Source organism: Staphylococcus sp. HMSC65H10 (assembly GCF_001839185.1).
GTDB lineage: Bacteria > Bacillota > Bacilli > Staphylococcales > Staphylococcaceae > Staphylococcus > Staphylococcus simulans.
The window spans coordinates 1-19,728 of the sequence record NZ_KV840345.1 but is presented as its reverse complement, the minus strand read 5'-3'; the positions used below and the strand labels follow the sequence as shown (position 1 = coordinate 19,728).

15 protein-coding genes are annotated in these 19,728 nt (G+C 35.5%); 9 read left to right on the top strand and 6 right to left on the bottom strand.

Annotated features, from left to right (window positions below):
- The first annotated feature begins 156 nt into the window (after window positions 1–156).
- Complete coding sequence (locus HMPREF3270_RS06735) at window positions 157–1,758, top strand: L-lactate permease (protein ID WP_002479704.1); 1,602 nt, start codon at window positions 157–159, stop codon at window positions 1,756–1,758.
- A gap of 75 nt (window positions 1,759–1,833) precedes the next feature.
- Here HMPREF3270_RS06735 and HMPREF3270_RS06730 read toward each other — a convergent pair whose 3' ends face one another.
- Window positions 1,834–2,991, bottom strand: a complete 1,158-nt coding sequence (locus HMPREF3270_RS06730) for a glycosyltransferase (RefSeq protein ID WP_070867230.1) — start codon at window positions 2,989–2,991, stop codon at window positions 1,834–1,836.
- 337 nt (window positions 2,992–3,328) lie between these two features.
- Between HMPREF3270_RS06730 and mqo the strand changes: the two genes are divergently transcribed.
- Window positions 3,329–4,816 (top strand): malate dehydrogenase (quinone), encoded by a 1,488-nt coding sequence (mqo, locus tag HMPREF3270_RS06725; RefSeq protein ID WP_070848573.1) that lies wholly within the window; start codon window positions 3,329–3,331, stop codon window positions 4,814–4,816.
- Window positions 4,817–4,874: 58 nt separating this feature from the next.
- On the opposite strand, the gene HMPREF3270_RS06720 is transcribed toward mqo, so the two are convergent.
- Together HMPREF3270_RS06720 and HMPREF3270_RS06715 are read right to left on the bottom strand one after the other, a co-directional pair.
- Window positions 4,875–6,284, bottom strand: coding sequence for a sensor histidine kinase (locus HMPREF3270_RS06720; RefSeq protein WP_070848572.1), 1,410 nt, complete (start codon window positions 6,282–6,284; stop codon window positions 4,875–4,877).
- On the bottom strand, window positions 6,277–6,951 hold the full coding sequence (locus HMPREF3270_RS06715; RefSeq protein ID WP_002479700.1) for a response regulator transcription factor: 675 nt from the start codon (window positions 6,949–6,951) through the stop codon (window positions 6,277–6,279). Before HMPREF3270_RS06715 ends, HMPREF3270_RS06720 begins: the two co-directional genes overlap by 8 nt.
- A gap of 155 nt (window positions 6,952–7,106) precedes the next feature.
- Here HMPREF3270_RS06715 and HMPREF3270_RS06710 point away from each other — a divergent pair, with 155 nt between their 5' ends.
- Together HMPREF3270_RS06710 and HMPREF3270_RS06705 are read left to right on the top strand one after the other, a co-directional pair.
- Window positions 7,107–8,165: an ABC transporter permease gene (locus HMPREF3270_RS06710; RefSeq protein ID WP_070848571.1), complete on the top strand. Its 1,059-nt coding sequence runs from the start codon at window positions 7,107–7,109 to the stop codon at window positions 8,163–8,165.
- Window positions 8,165–8,854: an ABC transporter ATP-binding protein gene (locus HMPREF3270_RS06705; protein WP_002479698.1), complete on the top strand. Its 690-nt coding sequence runs from the start codon at window positions 8,165–8,167 to the stop codon at window positions 8,852–8,854. The genes HMPREF3270_RS06710 and HMPREF3270_RS06705 overlap by 1 nt, the downstream gene beginning before the upstream one ends.
- A 159-nt stretch (window positions 8,855–9,013) precedes the next feature.
- Here the strand turns inward: HMPREF3270_RS06705 and HMPREF3270_RS06700 are convergent, their stop codons facing one another.
- Window positions 9,014–9,760, bottom strand: a complete 747-nt coding sequence (locus HMPREF3270_RS06700; RefSeq protein WP_023015050.1) for a YdcF family protein — start codon at window positions 9,758–9,760, stop codon at window positions 9,014–9,016.
- A 410-nt stretch (window positions 9,761–10,170) separates the two neighbouring features.
- Between HMPREF3270_RS06700 and HMPREF3270_RS06695 the strand changes: the two genes are divergently transcribed.
- From HMPREF3270_RS06695 to HMPREF3270_RS06685, 3 genes are all read left to right on the top strand, one after another.
- Entirely contained in the window at window positions 10,171–10,629 is a 459-nt protein-coding gene (locus HMPREF3270_RS06695) for a MarR family transcriptional regulator TcaR (RefSeq protein WP_002479696.1), read from the top strand.
- A 316-nt stretch (window positions 10,630–10,945) separates the two neighbouring features.
- A complete protein-coding gene (locus tag HMPREF3270_RS06690) occupies window positions 10,946–12,289 on the top strand; it encodes a TcaA second domain-containing protein (protein ID WP_002479695.1) in 1,344 nt (447 codons plus the stop codon).
- A gap of 166 nt (window positions 12,290–12,455) precedes the next feature.
- On the top strand, window positions 12,456–13,676 hold the full coding sequence (locus HMPREF3270_RS06685) for a putative multidrug effflux MFS transporter TcaB (RefSeq protein WP_023015048.1): 1,221 nt from the start codon (window positions 12,456–12,458) through the stop codon (window positions 13,674–13,676).
- Between the two features lie 90 nt (window positions 13,677–13,766).
- Here HMPREF3270_RS06685 and HMPREF3270_RS06680 read toward each other — a convergent pair whose 3' ends face one another.
- Window positions 13,767–14,321 (bottom strand): TetR/AcrR family transcriptional regulator, encoded by a 555-nt coding sequence (locus HMPREF3270_RS06680; RefSeq protein WP_002479693.1) that lies wholly within the window; start codon window positions 14,319–14,321, stop codon window positions 13,767–13,769.
- 127 nt (window positions 14,322–14,448) lie between these two features.
- On the opposite strand from HMPREF3270_RS06680, the gene HMPREF3270_RS06675 reads away from it, so the two are divergent.
- Complete coding sequence (locus HMPREF3270_RS06675; protein ID WP_002479692.1) at window positions 14,449–15,093, top strand: HlyD family secretion protein; 645 nt, start codon at window positions 14,449–14,451, stop codon at window positions 15,091–15,093.
- A 12-nt stretch (window positions 15,094–15,105) separates the two neighbouring features.
- Window positions 15,106–16,938 (top strand): DHA2 family efflux MFS transporter permease subunit, encoded by a 1,833-nt coding sequence (locus tag HMPREF3270_RS06670; RefSeq protein ID WP_070848570.1) that lies wholly within the window; start codon window positions 15,106–15,108, stop codon window positions 16,936–16,938.
- A gap of 111 nt (window positions 16,939–17,049) precedes the next feature.
- On the opposite strand, the gene HMPREF3270_RS06665 is transcribed toward HMPREF3270_RS06670, so the two are convergent.
- On the bottom strand, window positions 17,050–19,575 hold the full coding sequence (locus HMPREF3270_RS06665) for an MMPL family transporter (protein WP_070848569.1): 2,526 nt from the start codon (window positions 19,573–19,575) through the stop codon (window positions 17,050–17,052).
- Window positions 19,576–19,728: the final 153 nt, after the last annotated feature.

Here is a 19,728-nt window from a genome sequence, read left to right as displayed (position 1 = left end):
GGTTTCCAAGCAAAAAACAGTTTGAAAAAATTATGAAAAACTAATTGAACAGCTCCATAAATCGTGTTATATTATATGTGAAATAAATCACAAGACTAAATTTGATTTTGCAAATAAATATAAACACAAAATAAACTACAGAAAGAAGCGACAGAAATGTTAGTATCTTCATTTGATCCATTCCACAATTTACTTATTTCAAGTCTCGTAGCAGGTGTGCCAATTATCTTATTCTTGCTATGTTTGACAATCTTCAAAATGAAAGGAATTTATGCTGCATTAACAACATTAATCATCACAATGGTTGTTGCAGTATTTATCTTTAAACTTCCTGGAGCGATGGCCACTGGGGCGGTTATCGAGGGATTCTTCCAAGGTTGGTTCCCAATTGGTTATATCGTTATTATGGCAGTTTGGCTTTATAAACTCTCAACAAAAACTGGTCAGTTCAGTATGATTCAAGATAGTATCGCTACAATCTCTCAAGACCAACGTGTGCAATTATTGTTAATCGGTTTTTGTTTTAACGCGTTCTTAGAAGGGGTTGCAGGTTTCGGTGTACCGATTGCAATCTGTGCGATTTTATTAATTTATCTTGGTTTTAAACCATTACAAGCAGCGATGTTATGTTTGGTCGCTAACTCAGCAGCAGGAGCATTCGGGGCTATTGGTTTACCTGTTGCCGTTATTGATACTTTGAATTTACATGGCGGTATTACTGCACATGAAGTTTCAACTTATTCAACATTAACTTTAGTATTCATCAACTTCTTTGTTCCGTTTTTAATTGTCTTTATCATTGATGGTTTCAAAGGTATTAAAGAAACACTACCATTTATCTTAACGGTTTCAGTGGTATATGCTGGTTTCCAAGGTGTGTTAACATTCTTCCAAGGTCCAGAGTTAGCAGACGTGTTACCACCTTTAGCAGCAATGGGTGCTTTAGCTATTATGAGTCGTAAAATGCAGCCGAAACATATCTTCCGTATTGACGAAAACGTGAAACCACCGGTTACACAAAAATTAAACTTTAAACAAATTATGTATGCATGGAGTCCATTCTACATTTTGACAATCTTAATTATGTTTTGGAGTATGCCATTCTTTAAAGGCTTATTCTTACCGGGCAAACCATTAAGCTTCTTAGCAGCTAAATTTACAGTGCCAGGTACTTATAGTGAAGTGACTAAAAAAGCTATTGTGTTGAACTTGAATATCTTAGGTTATACAGGTACAGCAATTTTATTAACAATTATTATTACTGTATTGTTATCTAAAACAACTGGCTTTAAAGATGCATTTAGTTTATTAGGTGAAACATTTAAAGAATTATGGATTTCAGTTGTCACAATCTGTTTCATCTTAGCTGTTTCAAAATTAACAACTTATGGCGGTTTAAGTGCTGCAATGGGACAAGGTATTTCTAAAGCAGGCGGTATCTTCCCATTATTCTCACCAGTATTAGGTTGGATCGGTGTATTCATGACAGGTTCAGTAGTTAACAACAACTCATTGTTCACACCAATTCAAGCTTCAGTTGCTAGTCAAATTGGCGTTAGCGGCGGCTTATTAGTTGCAGCAAATACAGTAGGTGGGGTAGCAGCAAAAATTATTTCTCCACAATCTATTGCGATTGCGACAGCAGCCGTTAAACAAGTAGGTAAAGAGTCTGAACTCTTAAAAATGTCATTACGTTACAGTGTAGGCATGTTAATCTTCATCTGTATCTGGACATTAATCTTATCTTTAATTTTGTAATAGGTAACAATGAAAATAAAAGAAGCGGAGTCGAAATTATTTCGGCTCCGCTTCTATATTTATCACAATAACTAATTATTCAGATGTTTCTAATGCTTTCGCAAAATCTTGATAGACACTGTCTGCTGAATAAGTTTCAACAGTCGCAAAAGCATTTTCGATAATCTTTCCTTGTTCAGAAGGTGGTGCAGACATTACATTTAAAATGTGTTCTGAAAGGGAAGAAATATTTTGGTACTCAGCCAGGAATCCATTTTGGTTAGATTGAATTAAAGTTTCAGGTCCTGTATTACCTTTAAAGCTGATTACGATGCTGCCTTGATTCATGGCTTCTAAAATGACTAAACCAAACCCTTCATTACGAGATGGTACTACTGTAATCATACTTTCAGCCAAACGTAATGGCAGATGCAATGTAGCAGGATGCAATTGTACAATATCTTTTAATTGATGTTGTGAAATGAATTCTTCGAGGTCATGTTTTTGTTGACCATCACCGTAGATATGTACAGTGAAATTCATTTCACGTAAACTGTCTTGAATCATTTCGACACTGCGTAATAAAAGATCGAAACCTTTTTCATATTCTAATCTTCCGGCCGCAATAATTTGCGGTTTCTTTGGAATTTCAATACGAGGTTCATTCATCATATTTGGAACGACATAGACAGGGGTGTCAATGATTGATTTGAATGCTTTGCGATCAGCATCCGTTAAGACTGTAATACGATTTAAGCGTTCATAAGCAGATTTAATTTCTTGTTGATAACTCTTAGTGTAAGCCTCCCAGTTCATATGTTCCATGCCGACAGTTAGGACGTGGTCAGGTGCATAATCTGCAAGCAGCAAATTATAGCTGGCACGTGTACCCACTAACACATCTGTTTCTACATGTTGAATCGCATGAACGATTTTCTTTTCAACATGACTTGAAAATTGCAATAAGCCAGGTTCATTTTGAGTGATCAGTTGCGGCTTGAGGAATGGTGTCCATTTACGTAGACGATTCATCAAGATATCTACTAAGTTATGAGGTTTTAAATTATAATCGACCAATGCTTTGACTTCTATATCTTGATGCAGTTTGAAATAAGGTGCTTTACTTCCTTTGAAAACTGATATAATTTCCACTTTATGACCTTTCACTGCCAACACATTTGCGAGTTGTGTTACGGCCTTGACAGTACCGCCCATTGAATAAATGTTGTGCATTAAAAAAGTGATAGATTTCACGTGGTGTCACCCCTCCTGTATATTTCTGTTTAATTATAGCATAATTCAAACTATGCAATACAAAGGTACATGCTTTGCAATATATTTTTAACCTGCACTTAAAACAAAATGAATCATATTTTCGTGTTTAAGCACCTTCCCCCTTTTGTCTTAATCTGTTTATGTATATAATAAAGGAATAGAACGAAATCATTTAGCAACAATATCCAGGCATGACTTAGGTGTGTTATTTTTTTAAGTGTTTAATTAAGCGCTTTCTCAAGAGAGGGTTGAGAGAAGAGAACGACATACTTAAGAAGGTGTCATCTTCATTATGAAAAAGGGGGCTGTATTTGTTATGAGTTCACAACATAGCAAAACAGATGTCATCTTAATTGGTGGCGGAATCATGAGTGCGACATTGGGTACATTACTAAAGAAAGTTGCACCAGAAAAAGAAATTAAAGTATTTGAGAAGTTGGACGCATCTGCACAAGAAAGTTCAAATGCATGGAATAATGCAGGAACAGGGCATTCTGCACTATGCGAAATGAACTATACGAAAGAAATGCCTGACGGTTCTTTGGATATTTCTAAAGCCTTAAAAATTAATGAACAGTTCCAAGTTTCTAAAGAATTCTGGTCTTATTTAGTAAAACACGGTAATTTGACACAGCCAGAAGCATTCATTCATACGGTATCGCATATGAGTTTCTGTATCGGTGTGCGTAATGTAGATTTCTTAAGACGTCGTGTCAAAGCATTGAAAGAAAATGCATTATTTAATGAAATGACAATGACAGAAGATAAAAACCAAATTGAAAAATGGTTGCCTTTAATGATGGAAGGCAGAAATAACAATATTCCAGTTGCAGTCAGCCGTGATGAGACAGGTACAGATGTTAACTTTGGTGCTTTAACACAAAAACTATTTGACTTCTTACAACAAAACCAAGTCGATGTAGAGTATGAGCATCAAGTTACAGACTTAAAACAACGTAAAGATGGTACTTGGAAAGTTAAAGTGAAAGACTTAAAAACAGAAGAAACAACAACTTATATTACTGACTTTGTATTTATCGGAGCTGGAGGCGCTAGCTTGCCACTGCTTCAAAAAACACATCTGCCAGAATCGAAACATATCGGCGGATTCCCAGTCAGCGGTTTATTCTTAGTCTGCCAAGATCCTGAAATTGTAAGTCAACATAATGCGAAAGTGTACGGTAAAGCTAAAGTAGGCGCACCGCCGATGTCAGTACCGCATTTAGATACACGTTATATTGACGGTAAACAATCATTATTATTCGGTCCATTTGCAGGATTCTCACCTAAGTTCTTAAAAACAGGTTCAAACATGGACTTATTCAAGTCAGTTAAACCCAACAACTTATTGACGATGTTATCTGCAGGTGCGAAAGAAATGAAATTAACACAATATCTGATTTCACAATTAATGTTGTCAGATGATGAACGTATTGAAGAGTTACGTGAATTTATCCCGAATGCGAAGAAAGAAGATTGGGATATTGTCGTAGCAGGCCAACGTGTTCAAGTCATCAAAGATACAGACAAAGGTAAAGGTACATTACAATTCGGTACAGAAGTTATTTGTTCTGAAGACGGTTCACTTGCCGCATTACTTGGCGCATCACCAGGTGCTTCTACAGCGGTGGATGTAATGTTAGATATTTTACAACGCAGCTATAAACATGAATTCCCAGAGTGGGAAACAAAAATTAAAGAAATGATTCCATCATTCGGTCAAAAACTTGCGGAAAACCCAGAGTTATATAAAGAAGTTAAAGCGGATGTTGAACATTATTTGAAATTAAATAATCAAAAATAAGCCATAAAAACAGCGCTTCAGTCAGATTTAATTCTGATACTGAAGCGCTTTTTGTTTTTTATTGATTTAATGGTTCCAAAGTAGGTGTGTTATCTGCTGGTGATAACGGCATACTTAAAATAAAGGTACTGCCTTCACCTAGAGTACTTTCCACTTTAATATCTCCACCATGTAAACGCATAATCATTTGTGCGATGGCTAGACCTAAGCCATTGCTTGTCGCAGAAGAATTTCCTTTATAGAAACGTTCGAAAAGATGAGCTTGTACATCCTCTGACATACCTGGGCCATCATCTGTAATACGACAAATCATAGTTGTATTATTTTCAGAGAATACATCTATATCAATACTGCCTTCTTGTTTAGTATATTTAATTGCGTTGGTCAATATATTATGAAATGCCTGATAAAGCAGACGATAGTTACCTTTGACTGTAATTGGTTCAAGATCAGTCATAATTAATAAGTCTTTGGCGTCAATCGCATACTGTTCGTGACGCACCATTAAACGCAGCATCTGAGTAATTTCAACGTCATCGTCATAATCTAAATGGTCGTTGTTATCTAACTCTGCAAGCAATAACAATGCTCGCGTTAAATTACTAAGACGACTCGTTGTCGCATGGATTTCATCTATATAATACTGTCTCGTTTCGTCGTCTTTCGCTTGACTGAGACGATCTAACAGCTGATGGATATGCGTTAAAGGTGTTTTGATTTCATGCGAAACATTTTGAACAAAGTGCTGACGCATGTCATCAAGTTGTTTAAGTGACACACGCATTTGTTCGAAACGATATTGCAGTGTACCAAGTTCATCGTGACGTGTTGTTTCTATCGATGTGCTAAAGTCACCCTCCATCAAACGATTAGTTGCATTTTTAAGTTGTGTAATTGGTTTGATTAACGTGTAAGTTGAACTGATAATCAGTACCATCGCAATAATGAGTAATAACACAATTAATACTGCTAAGAACACACGGAACTCACTGAATGATTTACCGATATCAGGACGCATAAACACCGCTACATTACCTTCTGGTGTCTTAAAGCGTGTGCCGACAGTATTGTTGGTTTCATTATCAAAGAAACCTGTCACAAAGAGTTGGTAGGGATGGTTTTTAATTCCGTGATAATTATGTCCTTTCAATACACTATCAATGGTCTCTTGAGTCAGTGTATCGCGTCTGAAACTTGCGCCATAAAAAGTTTTATGACCTTTTTGATCGACAGTGACAAGCTGGAAGTTCAGTTCGCTTAAATGTTTGAAGTAGGCTTTCATATTAGTTGTATGGGATTCTTTTTGGTACTTTTTAGCTTCTTGTAAGGTGGTCATAATCTTATGGTCATTTGAGGGTTTCAAAGCAACGTGATACAAAACATTGGTCAAAATAAAACTTGCGACAGCGCTGAGTAATAAAATGACAATCGTGTAGACTGCAATCCGTGTATAAAGTGATTTAAACATGAACTTCCACCTTATAACCTAAGCCTCTGACCGTTTCAATCGTGACATTACTGCCGATTTTCTTTAAACGGTTACGTAAGCGTCTGATATGCACATCAACCGTACGGTCATCCCCTTCATAATCAAATCCCCATACACGTTCAATACATTCTTCTCGTGAAAAAACTTGTTTCTCATGACTTGCTAATAAGAAGAGTAAGTTAAATTCCTTATTCGGTAAGGTCATTGTTTTTGTATCGCAAGCAATTTCTAAATAAGATTGGTTCAGTTTTAAGTTACCAATGGTTAATTCATTTTCCGCATTAATTTGATAGCGTCTTAAAACAGCTTTGATCCGGAAGATGAGTTCTTGTACTTCAAAAGGTTTGGTTACATAGTCATCAGTACCCGTTAAATAAGCTTCTTCTTTATCACTTAAAGCATCACGTGCGGTCAACATAATGACCGGCATTTCATAAGAAGCTTTTATTTCATTACATAATTCAAAGCCATCCATGCCATCCATCATAATGTCGACAATCGCAATATCAGCTTGATGTGTTTCTAAATAGTTTAAGGCATCACGCGCATTGGAATGCGTGGATGTTTTAAAACCTTCACGTTCTAAATAGGAAGATACATAATGAAGGATTTGATAATCATCATCGACAATGAGACATGTTGTCATCCTTATCACTCCTAGTAATCATTTAGATTAATTATACCTTTCAGTAACTGAGTGACACAAATATATCAAATGAACAAAAGTTTCGGTTTGTTCATATTGAGTTCATAAAGTCTGCTTACAATATAAGTATCATAAAAGAAAAAGGAGTCAATAATATGAAGTTAGCATGGAAAGAGATCGTATTCTATAAGTTCAAATATATTTTAATAATGCTGATTATCTTGTTACTGGCTAGCATGGTATTATTCATTAGCGGACTCGCACAAGGGCTTGGACGCGAAAACATTTCTATGTTAGATAATATGAATGCTGAAAAATACGTCGTACAAGATATGAAAGAGCCGGTGATTGAAAAATCAGCGCTTAAACCAGACGAGAAAAAAGACATCGAGAATATAGTCAACGCAGAGCCATTCCAAATCGGAATGCAATCAATGAAAAGCGAGAATTCAAATGACCTAGACATCATGTTGATTAATCCTGGTAAAGACTTCAAACCAGCTTTATCAGAAGGTCATTATCCAAAAGCTGATAATGAAGTTGTTATTAATAAAAAATTAACAGCTGATGGTGTGAAAAAAGGTGACACTGTAACATTCAAGAATGGTGACAAAGATTATAAAGTTGTAGGTCTATTAGAAGACACAATGTATTCACACACATCTGCAGTGATGACAACAGGCGATACGTTTGAAAAATTAGTGCCAAAAGCAGCAACATTCTATCCATTAAAAGATGTATCTAAAGCAGATGAGAAAAAAATTAATGACATTAACGGTGCAAAAGTAGTAACTGAAAAAGACTTAACTGACAATATTCCAAGTTACAACGCAGAGCAAGCACCATTAACAATGATGATTGTCAGCTTATACGTGATTTCAGCAATTGTCTTAAGTGCATTCTTCTACGTTATGACAATTCAAAAAATCTCTGAAATCGGTATTTTAAAAGCTATCGGTATCAAAACAAGACACTTGTTATCATCATTAGTATTCCAAATCTTACTTGTTACAATGATTAGTGTGGTTGTTTCATTACTGATTATTAGTGGCTTAGGTATGATAATGCCAGTAAGTATGCCGTTCCACTTAACTGCAGGCAACATGTTACTTGTAGTAGGCGTCTTCGTAGTCGTTGCAATTATCGGTGCAGCATTATCATTCATTAAACTCGTTAAAGTAAATCCAATTGAAGCAATCGGAGGTGAAGGATAATGGGTTTAGAAGTTAAAGATATTACAAAATCATTCGGTACTGGCCAAGCTAAAACAGATGTTTTAAAAGGTGTTAACTTTGAAGTTAAAACTGGAGAATTCGTTATCTTGAGCGGTGCTTCAGGTTCAGGTAAATCAACGTTATTAACAATTTTAGGTGGTCTACAAGATCCAGATACAGGTAAAATTATCTACAATGGTGCGCCATTGTTCTCAAAAGAAAAAACAAACTCAGATATGCGTTTAACTGAAATTGGCTTTATCTTCCAAGCTTCGCATTTAGTACCTTACTTGTCAGTTAGAGACCAATTGACATTAGTAGGACAAGAAGCGGGCATGTCTAAAAAAGATGCGAAAGCACGTGCAGAGCAATTATTAGACCAAATCGGTTTGAAACATCGTTTAGATGCTTATCCGTTTATGTTATCTGGCGGTGAAAAACAACGTGTTGCGATTATGCGTGCATTCATGAATAATCCAAAAATCATCTTAGCTGACGAACCAACAGCAAGCTTAGATGCCCACCGTGCAACAGAAGTAACTGAAATGATCAGAGAACGTATCACAAATGAAGATATGGTCGGAATTCTTATCACACATGACACAAGACTCTTTGATTATGCAGACCGTGTCATTGACTTGTTCGATGGTAAAATTATTAATAAAAAAGATGACAGTGAAGAAGTATAAACACAGTCAAATATAATTAACGCTCATAATAGTAGCCAATGATTAATCGCGTTAATTGGGGAAACATGATTAAGGGAAAATAATGTAAAAAAAGTTGAGGTCAAACCTAAAATAGGTGAGACCTCAACTTTTTTATTTATATACATAGCATTATATGAGTTAGAACATAGATAAAAAGAATTCAAGTAATATAGGGTGTTTAATGAACATACTGCCAATGAACAAAGCACCGAAATAAATGGTTAATAACAGTTTATAACAATACATCAAAGCAAAAAAGTCTCTGATTAATGCTGTATCAAAAAATGGATAAGGTGTGCGACTGCCAGCACCGACTGCGTTCATTTTAAGAACTTGTGCAAAACGCAAGCCGCGTAATATGTGAAATTGACTCGTGACAATAGCGATGTGTTCAAAAGCTTGATTGCTGATAAGTGCTTTTGTATTATTCAGGTTTTCAAAAGTGCTATGTGATTGATCTTCTGAAATAATACGATCTTCTGGAATGTGTTGTTCAATTAAATACGCTTGCATGGCTTCAGCCTCTGATACTTCATCTCCTTCACCAGTCCCGCCGCTGACTACAATGTAAGGATTGCCATGATGATTTTGATATAAAGCAACTGCACGATCTAAGCGCCAAGCCAACATTTGTGTCACTTGATTGCGATATAAACCTGCACCTAGTACAATGATTACATCAATCGGTTCTGGCAGTACGACCATACTAAATGCTGAAGACCAACTTAAATAGTGGACTAGGGCAAAGAGTGTACTGATAGTAATCCAACCGATCCATAAGAAAAGTGCATTCAGCACGGGTACTGGAATATGACTTAATAAATTTAAAGCCAATGCTAAGAAAGTAACAGCTAAAGTCAGACCCAAAATTCTTGTGAAGAACATACGTGCACTTTTCCAAACTAAAATAGCCCGATGCTTGAATAATAAAAGTAAGGCACCTATTATTGATACGCTGGCTAAATCATAAGGCAATGTACGCGTGATTAAATGAATAAATAATATGATGAATCCTAAGACCAGAGTAATGAAAAAGGATTGTATATTTAAAAAGCGATAGTGATTAAAGTATAAATAGATATAACTACATAAAATCAATAGGCTTAATATGAGTGAAAGTAATAGCATAATTAACCTCTATATAATAAATTTCCTTCTTCTAATCTTACCCTATTTCGCCTTATGTTACTTTAGATATGATATGATTAGATATACGGATTGTTTAATATGTAGAATAAAAAGGTTCTCATGCTGAGATGCAATAAGAAATTTTTATAGTTATGAAGGAGAAAATCATGGAAAACATTGAGCAACACACGCAGTTTATGGCAATGTTTATCGAAGATATTAATACCCTCATGGCAAGTTTGCTAGAAGGTTTACGTAAGGAATATCATATTTCGATTGAACAATCTCAAGCTTTATTTTTACTAGACAATAATAAATCTTTGACACTTTCAGAAATTACTGAAAAACAAGGTGTCAATAAAGCTGCCATCAGTCGTCGAATTAAAAAGTTAATTAATCTTGAATTAGTTGAACTTGTAAAACAAAATGAAAACGTAGACCAACGTTTGAAGTATGTGAGACTTACTGACAATGGTCGCGAATATATAGAACGTACTAAAGTGATTGTAAATGATGTTTCTACATACTTGCTTCAAGATATATCACAATCACAAATAGAAGAAACAGCTAAAAACTTAAGAATTATCGATCAACGTATTAAAGAATATATTTCTAAAATTCGATAAATCAAATAGCATTGATAAAAATCGGTACCTTATCAAAGTGTACCGATTTTTGTCATAATTACTGTTAAAAAAGGACATAAGGCTAAATACTGATATAATTTTATTGTGTAGTCTATTATAATAGAACTATCCAACAGTTTTACAGAAGAAATGTCGGTTTTAGTTTTACTTTTTTGTGCAATACCTGTAAAATTTGTGCGGGTTACATAAAATTTAAGAAAAACAAACATTCTTTACATAGAAAATCAAGTTAGTTTCAACATTTCCTGGGAAATGTGAATAAAATTTGAAAGTATTGAAACGAGGTGAACTGTCAATGGGGCAATCCGAAAAGCCGGATTCTAATGAAAGCCGCAAAACGCGTGAACAACGTATGCGCACAAATCAGAATCTACGTAAAATGGTGCCGTGGGGTATCGGTATTTTTATCGTTATCTTATTGATTATTCTGTTTTTCTTGTTGAGAAATTTCAATACACCAGAAGCACAAGCAAAAATCTTAGCGAATGCAGTGAAGAATAATGATACACAACGTATTGCGACGATTTTAAGTACACGTGAGAATAAAGTAAGTACGTATGAAGCGGAAACGTACATTAAATATATAAAAAGCGAAATCGGTCAGAATAAGTTTGATAAAGAACTGCAAGAGACGATACGCAACATAGACCGTAACGACAAAGATGCCAGCTTTATTAAAACACCTGATGGCAATAAAATACTGCGCATTACTAAAAATGGCCGCCGTTTTATTTTCTTTGATAACATCAGTTTCACTACGATTACTAAGAAACCGATTATTAAACCTAAAACGAAAACAACGTATATTTTCAGAGCGGATGATCGAAAACGTAAAGTTATTGCAGAAGCTAATGAAGCCACTATGTTAGGTAACTTTATTCCAGGTGATTATAAAATTCCAGCAACAAAAGAAACAGCTAATGGTAAATTCAGTGGTTATTTGACTTTCTCATTTAAAAATAGTAACAGCGAAACAGTCGATGTTCATGAAAAATTCCCTGAGGCGAATTTAAACATCAAGTTAGAAGGTGCCAATAAATTAGAAGGTAAGCATACGAAAGTGAAAATTAATGGTAAGTCTTACAATTACGATCATACACGTTTATATGGACCTTACCCTGTAACTGATGAAGTTGAAGTATCAGCAGAAGGTAAAGTCAAAGGCAGAACATTCGAATCTGACAGCATAAAAATTTATCCGAATGAATTAAAAGAGAATACCCCTGTGACGTTACACTTCGAAAAAGAAAAAATTGAGAAGTATGTTGAAGAGAAAGAAAAAGAGGAAAACAGTTTAAAAAATAAATTGTCTCGGTTCTTTGATAAATATACGTCAGCTTTAAATGAAGCGTCGACGAATAATAACTTCGCAAGTGTCTCTCCATTTTTAAAATCAGGAACGGATAATTATAAACAGACACAACATTTGATTCAAACAGGTCAAGGTGCAGCGTCTTTTTACCAATCGCCCCAAGTCGTTGATGTAACGACTGAAGGGGCGCACGTTTACGCTGAAGTCTTAACTTTAAATAACCAAGGTGTATGGGTTAAATCAACCTATAAACTTTTAGATGATAATCATAAATCGGGACAGATACCAAGTACTGACGACTTGAAAATTATCAGCTCTCAATCATAAATAAACTCCTTTTTATCCATTGGATAGAGAGGAGTTTATTTAATATACGTCACTTGTAGTTTTGTTTATTTGAAATACGAGTTTTATTTTCATTGTATTATTTTGACTATCGGTATAACATGAGGATATTAATTGAATTGTACAGAGAGAAAGAAGGGGATTGTTTGTGAGTCAGGGACATACATATCAAAAGCGACCGCCTATATTTTTGATTATTATCTTAGGGGCGCTGACAGCCATCGGTGCGTTATCCATCGATATGTTTTTACCAGGGCTGCCGCAAATCAGATCGGATTTTAATACAACTGCATCTGCGGCACAATTAACACTGACTTTATTTATGGTTGGATTAGCGTTTGGTAATTTGATTATGGGACCTTTATCAGATGCTTATGGAAGAAAACAACCTTTAATTATAGTGATGGTCATCTATACTATCGCAAGTATAGGTATTGTTTTTTCAGTGAATATCACGATGATGATCAGTTTAAGATTGATTCAAGGTTTATGTGCAGGGGCAGCTGCGGTGATTTCACGAGCGATTGCCAGTGATATGTATCATGGAAAAGCTTTAACAAAATTCCTAGCTGTTTTAATGTTGGTGAATGGTGTCGCACCTGTGATTGCTCCAGCATTGGGCGGCATTATCTTATTATTTTCAACATGGCATATGGTCTTTATTATCTTAACGATTTTCGGGATTTTTATGGTATTCAGTACCTCTATACGTGTGCCAGAATCATTAAGTAAGCAAGCGAGAGAGCCAGCTGATATCAAATCAATTTTAATTCAATTCAAACGTTTGTTGAAGCGCCCGAGATTTGTTTTACCAATGTTGCTTCAAGGTATGACTTTTGTGATTTTATTCAGTTATATTTCAGCCTCTCCTTTTATTACACAACGTATTTATACACTTTCACCACAAGCGTTCAGTATTATGTTCGCAGTGAATGGTATCGGCTTGATTATTTCATCACAATTATCTGGTAAATTAGTTGATTACTTTTCACCCTTAGCAATAATGCGCGGTTATACTTGGGTTCAACTCGTCGGAGTTGTCTTGATTTCAATTGTGCTGATTTTCCACTTGCCCATTTTCTTTTTATTCATAGCTTTCTTTGTGTTAGTCAGCCCAGTAACAGGTATCGCAACACTTGGATTTTCAGTGGCGATGGATGAACGTACAGGAGGCGGGGGCAGTGCTTCTAGTTTACTCGGTTTAGTTCAAACATTAATCGGAGGCATCAGTACACCGTTAGTCGGTTTAATGGGTGAAAGCAGTTATATCCCTTATTTAATTATCATTTTTATCGCATCAATTGTATTAATAATACTTCATTTGATTACTGCCAGAGTCTTTGCGCAGCCTCTATCAGAGAATGAGTAGTGAAAATATATAAAGCAGTGTTTTATTTATTCATATAAAAAGAGGAAGTGTCTTCGTCAGACGCTTCCTCTTTGCTTATTATTGAGTATTTTAAGCTTGTTGTCTCATTTTAATAGTATTGACTAACATCGTTTGTGCCATTGCTTCAGGTGCTTCTGTACAATCACGTCTTAACCAAGTATGAATTACACCTAATTGGCCTCCGATTAAGTAATGTGCAAAGTAAATCTTATCTGAAATACGTGTATAATCATTCAACAATCGTTCGTAAGATTCATGTGTAAAAGTAACGAATTTAATAATCACATCTTTTTGTGGATGTGTGACAAAGATGGCACGAAAAAATCGTTGAAATCGATTAATGTATCTGAAGATAATACGGAAAAACTGAAGCAGCTTTTGATTATCCTTTTTAATGGTTTCAAAATCTTGATATACAATGTGCATTAACTTTTGATAACGCGACATGTGATAGTTTTGAATCTGTTCAAATAAATCGTATTTATCTTGGAAGTAGTCATAAAAAGTAGAACGGTTAATACCACTATATGCGCAAATCATTTTAATTGTGATTTCTTCTGGCGCATAGTTTTCCATCAGACCAATTGTATTTATAAATATTTTGATTCGAGCACGCTTTTTCATCTCTGCACCTCTTCGTTACACTTTAGAATCGCCCGACACATTTTTTAAAAGTGTTGGTGTTTTTTTAAGTTACATGTCTTTATACTATTAAAAGTGACTTTGAAAAGCAAATAGGAGGAAAGTATGTATGAAGAAGTTAATCATTATTAATATTGTGACAATCGTAGTGCTTGTGTTAATCGGCATCGGCGGATTTTACTATTATAACCAAGCAACAAGTTATATAAAAACAGATAACGCGAAAGTAGATGGTCAACAAATTAAAATTGCGAGCCCTGTTTCAGGTAAAGTAGAATCATTTGATGGCAAAGAAAACAAATACTATAAAAAAGATGAACAAATCGCAGAAGTAGCAGGTAAAGGAGAAGACGGTTCTCCACAAAAAATGGATATTAAAATGCCTCAAGCCGGAACTATTGTGAAAACAGATGCGCAAGAAGGTGGCATGGTTCAAGCAGGTTCTCCAATGGCATATGCTTATAATTTAGATGAATTATATATTACCGCAAATGTAGATGAGACAGACATTGGCGATGTTGAAAAGGGTAGAAAAGTAGATGTTAAAATTGACGGTCAAGATTCTAAAATGAAAGGTAAAGTAGAACAAGTCGGTAAAGCGACAGCTTCAAGTTTCTCTTTAATGCCTTCATCTAATAGCGACGGCAACTATACTAAAGTATCACAAGTCGTACCTGTGAAGATTTCACTTGAAAATGCACCGGCAAAATCAGTGGTTCCAGGTATGAATGCTGAAGTAAGTATTCATAAGTAAGGAGGTCAATCTATGACACTTGCTTTAATTATATATATTGTCGTTGCATTACTGATTGTATTGCTGATCAATGTTTTCTTAAGAAAACGTAAAACTTCTCAATCAGTACGTCAACCTAACCCCTCTCACATCAAACAAAATACTGATCCTTCAAGATTTAAAGCGAGCGATTTAGAAACATCAGAGGAATCAACAGAGGAGACAGACTTAAAACAGACTCACTCAGATGAAACAGAAACTGAGTCCACATATGAACAAGAAACAACACAAAACTCAGAAACAGAAGAGACAAAACAACCTGCACAAGGCGATTCGGTCATGTATCGTTTTGGTAAAGGGGCAACACGTAATAAAGTCCTTGCGGCGATGTTGTTTGGGATGTTTATTGCGATTTTAAACCAAACATTATTAAATGTGGCATTGCCTAAAATCAACAGTGATTTCAATATTACCGCGTCAACAGGTCAATGGTTGATGACTGGTTTTATGTTGGTAAATGGTATTTTAATTCCGGTCAGTGCCTTTTTATTCGACCGTTTTTCTTACCGTAAATTATACTTGTTCTCACTTGTTATTTTCACACTCGGCTCATTAGTGTGCGGGATTGCGATGAACTTCCCAGTTATGATGACTGGCCGTGTGCTTCAAGCAGCGGGTGCAGGGATATTAATGCCGCTAGGTTCTAATGTGATTATGACGATTTTCCCACCGGCTAAACGTGGTATGGCTATGGGTGTGATGGGCGTCGCGATGATTTTAGCGCCAGCCATCGGCCCGACATTATCAGGTTATATCGTTCAAAACTATCACTGGAATCTTATGTTTTACGGTATGTTCTTTATCGGTATTGTGGCGATTGTTGTCGGTTATTTCGGTTTCAAAATTTATCAACATACGTCTCAACCTAAAGCAGATGTCCCAGGTATTATTTTCAGTACATTAGGCTTCGGCGCGTTACTGTATGGTTTTAGTGAAGCAGGTAATGCAGGTTGGGGTTCAAATGAAATTATCGTTTCATTTACTATCGGAGTTATCTTTATTATCTTATTCATCTTAAGAGAGTTACGTATGAAGATGCCGATGTTGAACTTTGAAGTCTTGAAGTTTCCGACTTATGCATTAACAACACTTATTAACGTTATTGTCATGATGAGTTTATATGGCGGTATGTTATTATTACCGATTTATTTACAAGATTTACGTGGTTTTACCGCGATTGATTCAGGTTTATTACTATTACCAGGTGCTTTAGTTATGGGACTATTAGGTCCAATTGCTGGTAAATTGTATGACATGATAGGTATTAAACCACTTGCGATATTTGGTATCGCGGTTATGACATACGGAACATGGGAGTTAACGCATTTAACAATGGATACACCGTATTCGCATATTATGGGGATTTATATTTTACGTTCATTTGGTATGGCATTTATTATGATGCCGATTATGACAGCAGGTATGAATGCATTGCCAGCACGTTTAATTTCACATGGTAATGCCTTAGTGAACACATTGCGTCAATTAGCGGGTTCTATCGGTACAGCTATTCTCGTTACAGTGATGACGACACAAACAACTGAACACATGAATACGTTCGCACAAGATTTAGATAAAACGAATCCGGCGATTCAAGATCAAATGAAAGAAATGGCCATGCAATATGGCGGTCAAGAAGGCGCAATGAAAGTGATTATGACCTTCTTAAATAAACTTGCGACAGTTGAAGGTGTCAATGATGCTTTCTGGATTGCTACATTATTTAGCGCTATCGCATTATTCCTTAGTTTCTTTATTCAAAGTAAGAAAAAAGCAGATGCATTTGCGCAAGAACATGATCATTAAAAAATATTGAAGATATTAAAAAAGCGACAGGTGCTGTATCTGTCGCTTTTTCTAATAAAAACGCCTCTGCGTCCTTTACGCAGGGGCGTTTCTTCAATTATGATTCATTTTTTAATTTGTAGGGTCTGTATTTGACGTGTTAGTTTGAGAATTCTTCGTAGGTGCTTTAAATGGCCACCAGTTTCCTTGATTGAATGATTGTGCAACCGAAGGAATGAAGAGTGGTAATAAGAGTACGTTATAAATGATAAGTCCGATAATAATCACAGTCGCAATTTCCATAAGTGTTAAGGCACCAGAAGTATAAAGTGCTGCGACAGTACCGACTAAAATGACACATGCGGTCATGATAACTGTACCCATCTTACGCATTGAAGTGATGATGGCGTCAGTGACTGAATGACCTTGTTCGACTTCTTCGGTGAAGCGGTTGACTAAGAAGATTGCGTAGTCGATACCTAAAGCCATGAGTACAACAAAGCTGAAGAATGGAACAACTAATGAGAGGCCACCCATATCAAATAAGTTTGTAAAGATTAAGTTTGAAATACCGATAGATGCATAATATGTGATTAAAATAGATGCGATCATATAAATCGGCATAATAATTGAGCGTTCAAAGATTAACAGTACAATAAATAAGAATACTGTAATCAATGCGATGGCTTTACTCATATCACTATTGACTGTTTTTTCTAAGTCATTGTTTTGTGATGATGTGCCACCAAACTCAATATCACTGTTTTCGAATGATGTGCCTTTGACTTGATGATCGACAGTTTCGTGTATCGTATCTACAGTCTGCATAGCTGATTTAGAGAAAGGATCTCCTTTTAATTCAACAGTCATTAAGAGTACCTTACCATTGCCTTCGCTATACTGTTTAACCGAATCTTTTAAATCTGTATTTTTCAACATATCATCTGTGATGTGCATACCAGACTTGTCGATGTTTTTGTCATCGGCCATTTCTTTTAAGCGTTGTTGAATCTGAGTTTGTCCGTCTTGAACTTGTGAAATACCATTTTGTGATTGTTCTAACCCTTGTGCTAATTGACCAGACTGTCCAGTAACTTGTTGAACAGCTTGTTGTGGTGGAAGTTGAGAACTTTGTTGCAGCATTTGTTGTACACGTTGTTGTTCTGTTAGAGGTTCAACTTGTGACTGCATCTCACCTAAACCATTATTGACTTGATCGAGTCCTTGATTCGCTTCATTTAACTTGCCTTGAATGACATCTAGTTGATGCGATGCTGAAAGAGATTTAATCGTTTCTCCGGTAGGGCGTGTAATCGTGCTGACACTATCGACACCTTTTATTTTTTCAATTGATTGTGCCAAGACTTCAGCATCATTCACACCTTTAGAAGTTGTCAGTTTATGATTATCTGCGATTGCAATATTTACTGGGAATGCTTGTCCCATAGTGAAGTCATCTTTAATGATATTGATGGCTTTGATGGAATCATATTGATCACTGATTTCATTAGTATTGTCGAATGAAATTTTATTAGGTGCGAAAATAATAATTGGTACCAAAATTACTAACACAATGACAAGGCCTAAGAAAGAACGTTTCGTTGTAAATTGGCCCAACGTGCCCCATAATTTACTATCTTTGTGTGTACCAGCATTTCTGCTTGGCCAGAATATTTTTTCACCCGTTACCATTAATAGTGTAGGCAGCAAGGTGAATAAGATAATCATCAGACATAGCACACCGATTGCGATACCCATCGCTGAACGGAAGAGACTAAACTCTACAAAGAATAATGCTGCAAAGCCGACTAATACTGTAATGGCACAGATTAAAATCGTGCGTCCGCCATTTTTGAAAGTGTTAAATACAGCTTGATAATTGGATTGGTTTTTACTCAACTCTTCTTTATAACGGTTAAGTAATAAAATACAGTAATCCGTTCCAATACCAAACAGCAACGCGATTAAGAACGGTTGAATATAGATGGAAATTGGAAAATCGATATATTTAACAAGCAGTGCCAAAATACCTTGTGAGAATAAATAAGAAATACCAACTAAAAGTAATGGTACAAAAGGTGTAACTACAGAACGGAAGACTAAGAATAAAATACCAAGAATTAAAATGACTGTAATAATTTCAGTCTTCTGCAGGCCTTCGTTCACACTCTTATTGATGTCATCATTGATGATTTCATTACCAGTTAAATAAGAAGACTTAAAGTCTTGATGAATATGATTGATATCATCCGCAGCATTTAAAGTCTTAGTTTTATCATCTGTCGTTTCTATAGGAATGAGCACAGTTTTTTTATTATCTGCCACTAATTTGTCTTCAATGTCCTTACTTTCGACAGGATTAATGACATTTTCAACATGTTTCACTTTTTTGATGTCTTTAACATAGTCTTTAAGCTGTTGACGACTTGTTTTATCTAGAGGTCGATCTAACTTGACGACAGCGCTGATACTTTCGGAATCAGCACCGACTGCTTTTAATTTATTTGTATATTGTTGTGAGGTCATATTATCAGGAGGCTTTATATCACCTTTATCTTCAGCTAATTTTGTTAAATTAGGTGCGAAAATTAAAGTACAAGCCACCATTATCACAACAATAATTGAAATTAGCCATCTGAATTTCAATATTGTTTTCATTTTCTATATTGACTCCTTTTTTATAAAATTTCCTCATGCTTTTTAGTTGAGAGGTGTTAACTATATCTATGATAAAGAGAATTGAGTTTATTGTAAAGTTAAATGTTTGAGAAAATTGAATATAAAAAAGGGGCTGGGACATAAATACAGTCC

Coding starts and splice junctions, on each gene's coding strand:
- HMPREF3270_RS06735 (WP_002479704.1), top strand. CDS start 157: ATGTTAGTATCTTCATTTGATCCATTCCACAATTTACTTATTTCAAGT.
- mqo (WP_070848573.1), top strand. CDS start 3,329: ATGAGTTCACAACATAGCAAAACAGATGTCATCTTAATTGGTGGCGGA.
- HMPREF3270_RS06720 (WP_070848572.1), bottom strand. CDS start 6,284: ATGTTTAAATCACTTTATACACGGATTGCAGTCTACACGATTGTCATT.
- HMPREF3270_RS06715 (WP_002479700.1), bottom strand. CDS start 6,951: ATGACAACATGTCTCATTGTCGATGATGATTATCAAATCCTTCATTAT.
- HMPREF3270_RS06710 (WP_070848571.1), top strand. CDS start 7,107: ATGAAGTTAGCATGGAAAGAGATCGTATTCTATAAGTTCAAATATATT.
- HMPREF3270_RS06705 (WP_002479698.1), top strand. CDS start 8,165: ATGGGTTTAGAAGTTAAAGATATTACAAAATCATTCGGTACTGGCCAA.
- HMPREF3270_RS06700 (WP_023015050.1), bottom strand. CDS start 9,760: ATGTTCTTCACAAGAATTTTGGGTCTGACTTTAGCTGTTACTTTCTTA.
- HMPREF3270_RS06695 (WP_002479696.1), top strand. CDS start 10,171: ATGGAAAACATTGAGCAACACACGCAGTTTATGGCAATGTTTATCGAA.
- HMPREF3270_RS06690 (WP_002479695.1), top strand. CDS start 10,946: ATGGGGCAATCCGAAAAGCCGGATTCTAATGAAAGCCGCAAAACGCGT.
- HMPREF3270_RS06680 (WP_002479693.1), bottom strand. CDS start 14,321: ATGAAAAAGCGTGCTCGAATCAAAATATTTATAAATACAATTGGTCTG.
- HMPREF3270_RS06675 (WP_002479692.1), top strand. CDS start 14,449: ATGAAGAAGTTAATCATTATTAATATTGTGACAATCGTAGTGCTTGTG.
- HMPREF3270_RS06670 (WP_070848570.1), top strand. CDS start 15,106: ATGACACTTGCTTTAATTATATATATTGTCGTTGCATTACTGATTGTA.
- HMPREF3270_RS06665 (WP_070848569.1), bottom strand. CDS start 19,575: ATGAAAACAATATTGAAATTCAGATGGCTAATTTCAATTATTGTTGTG.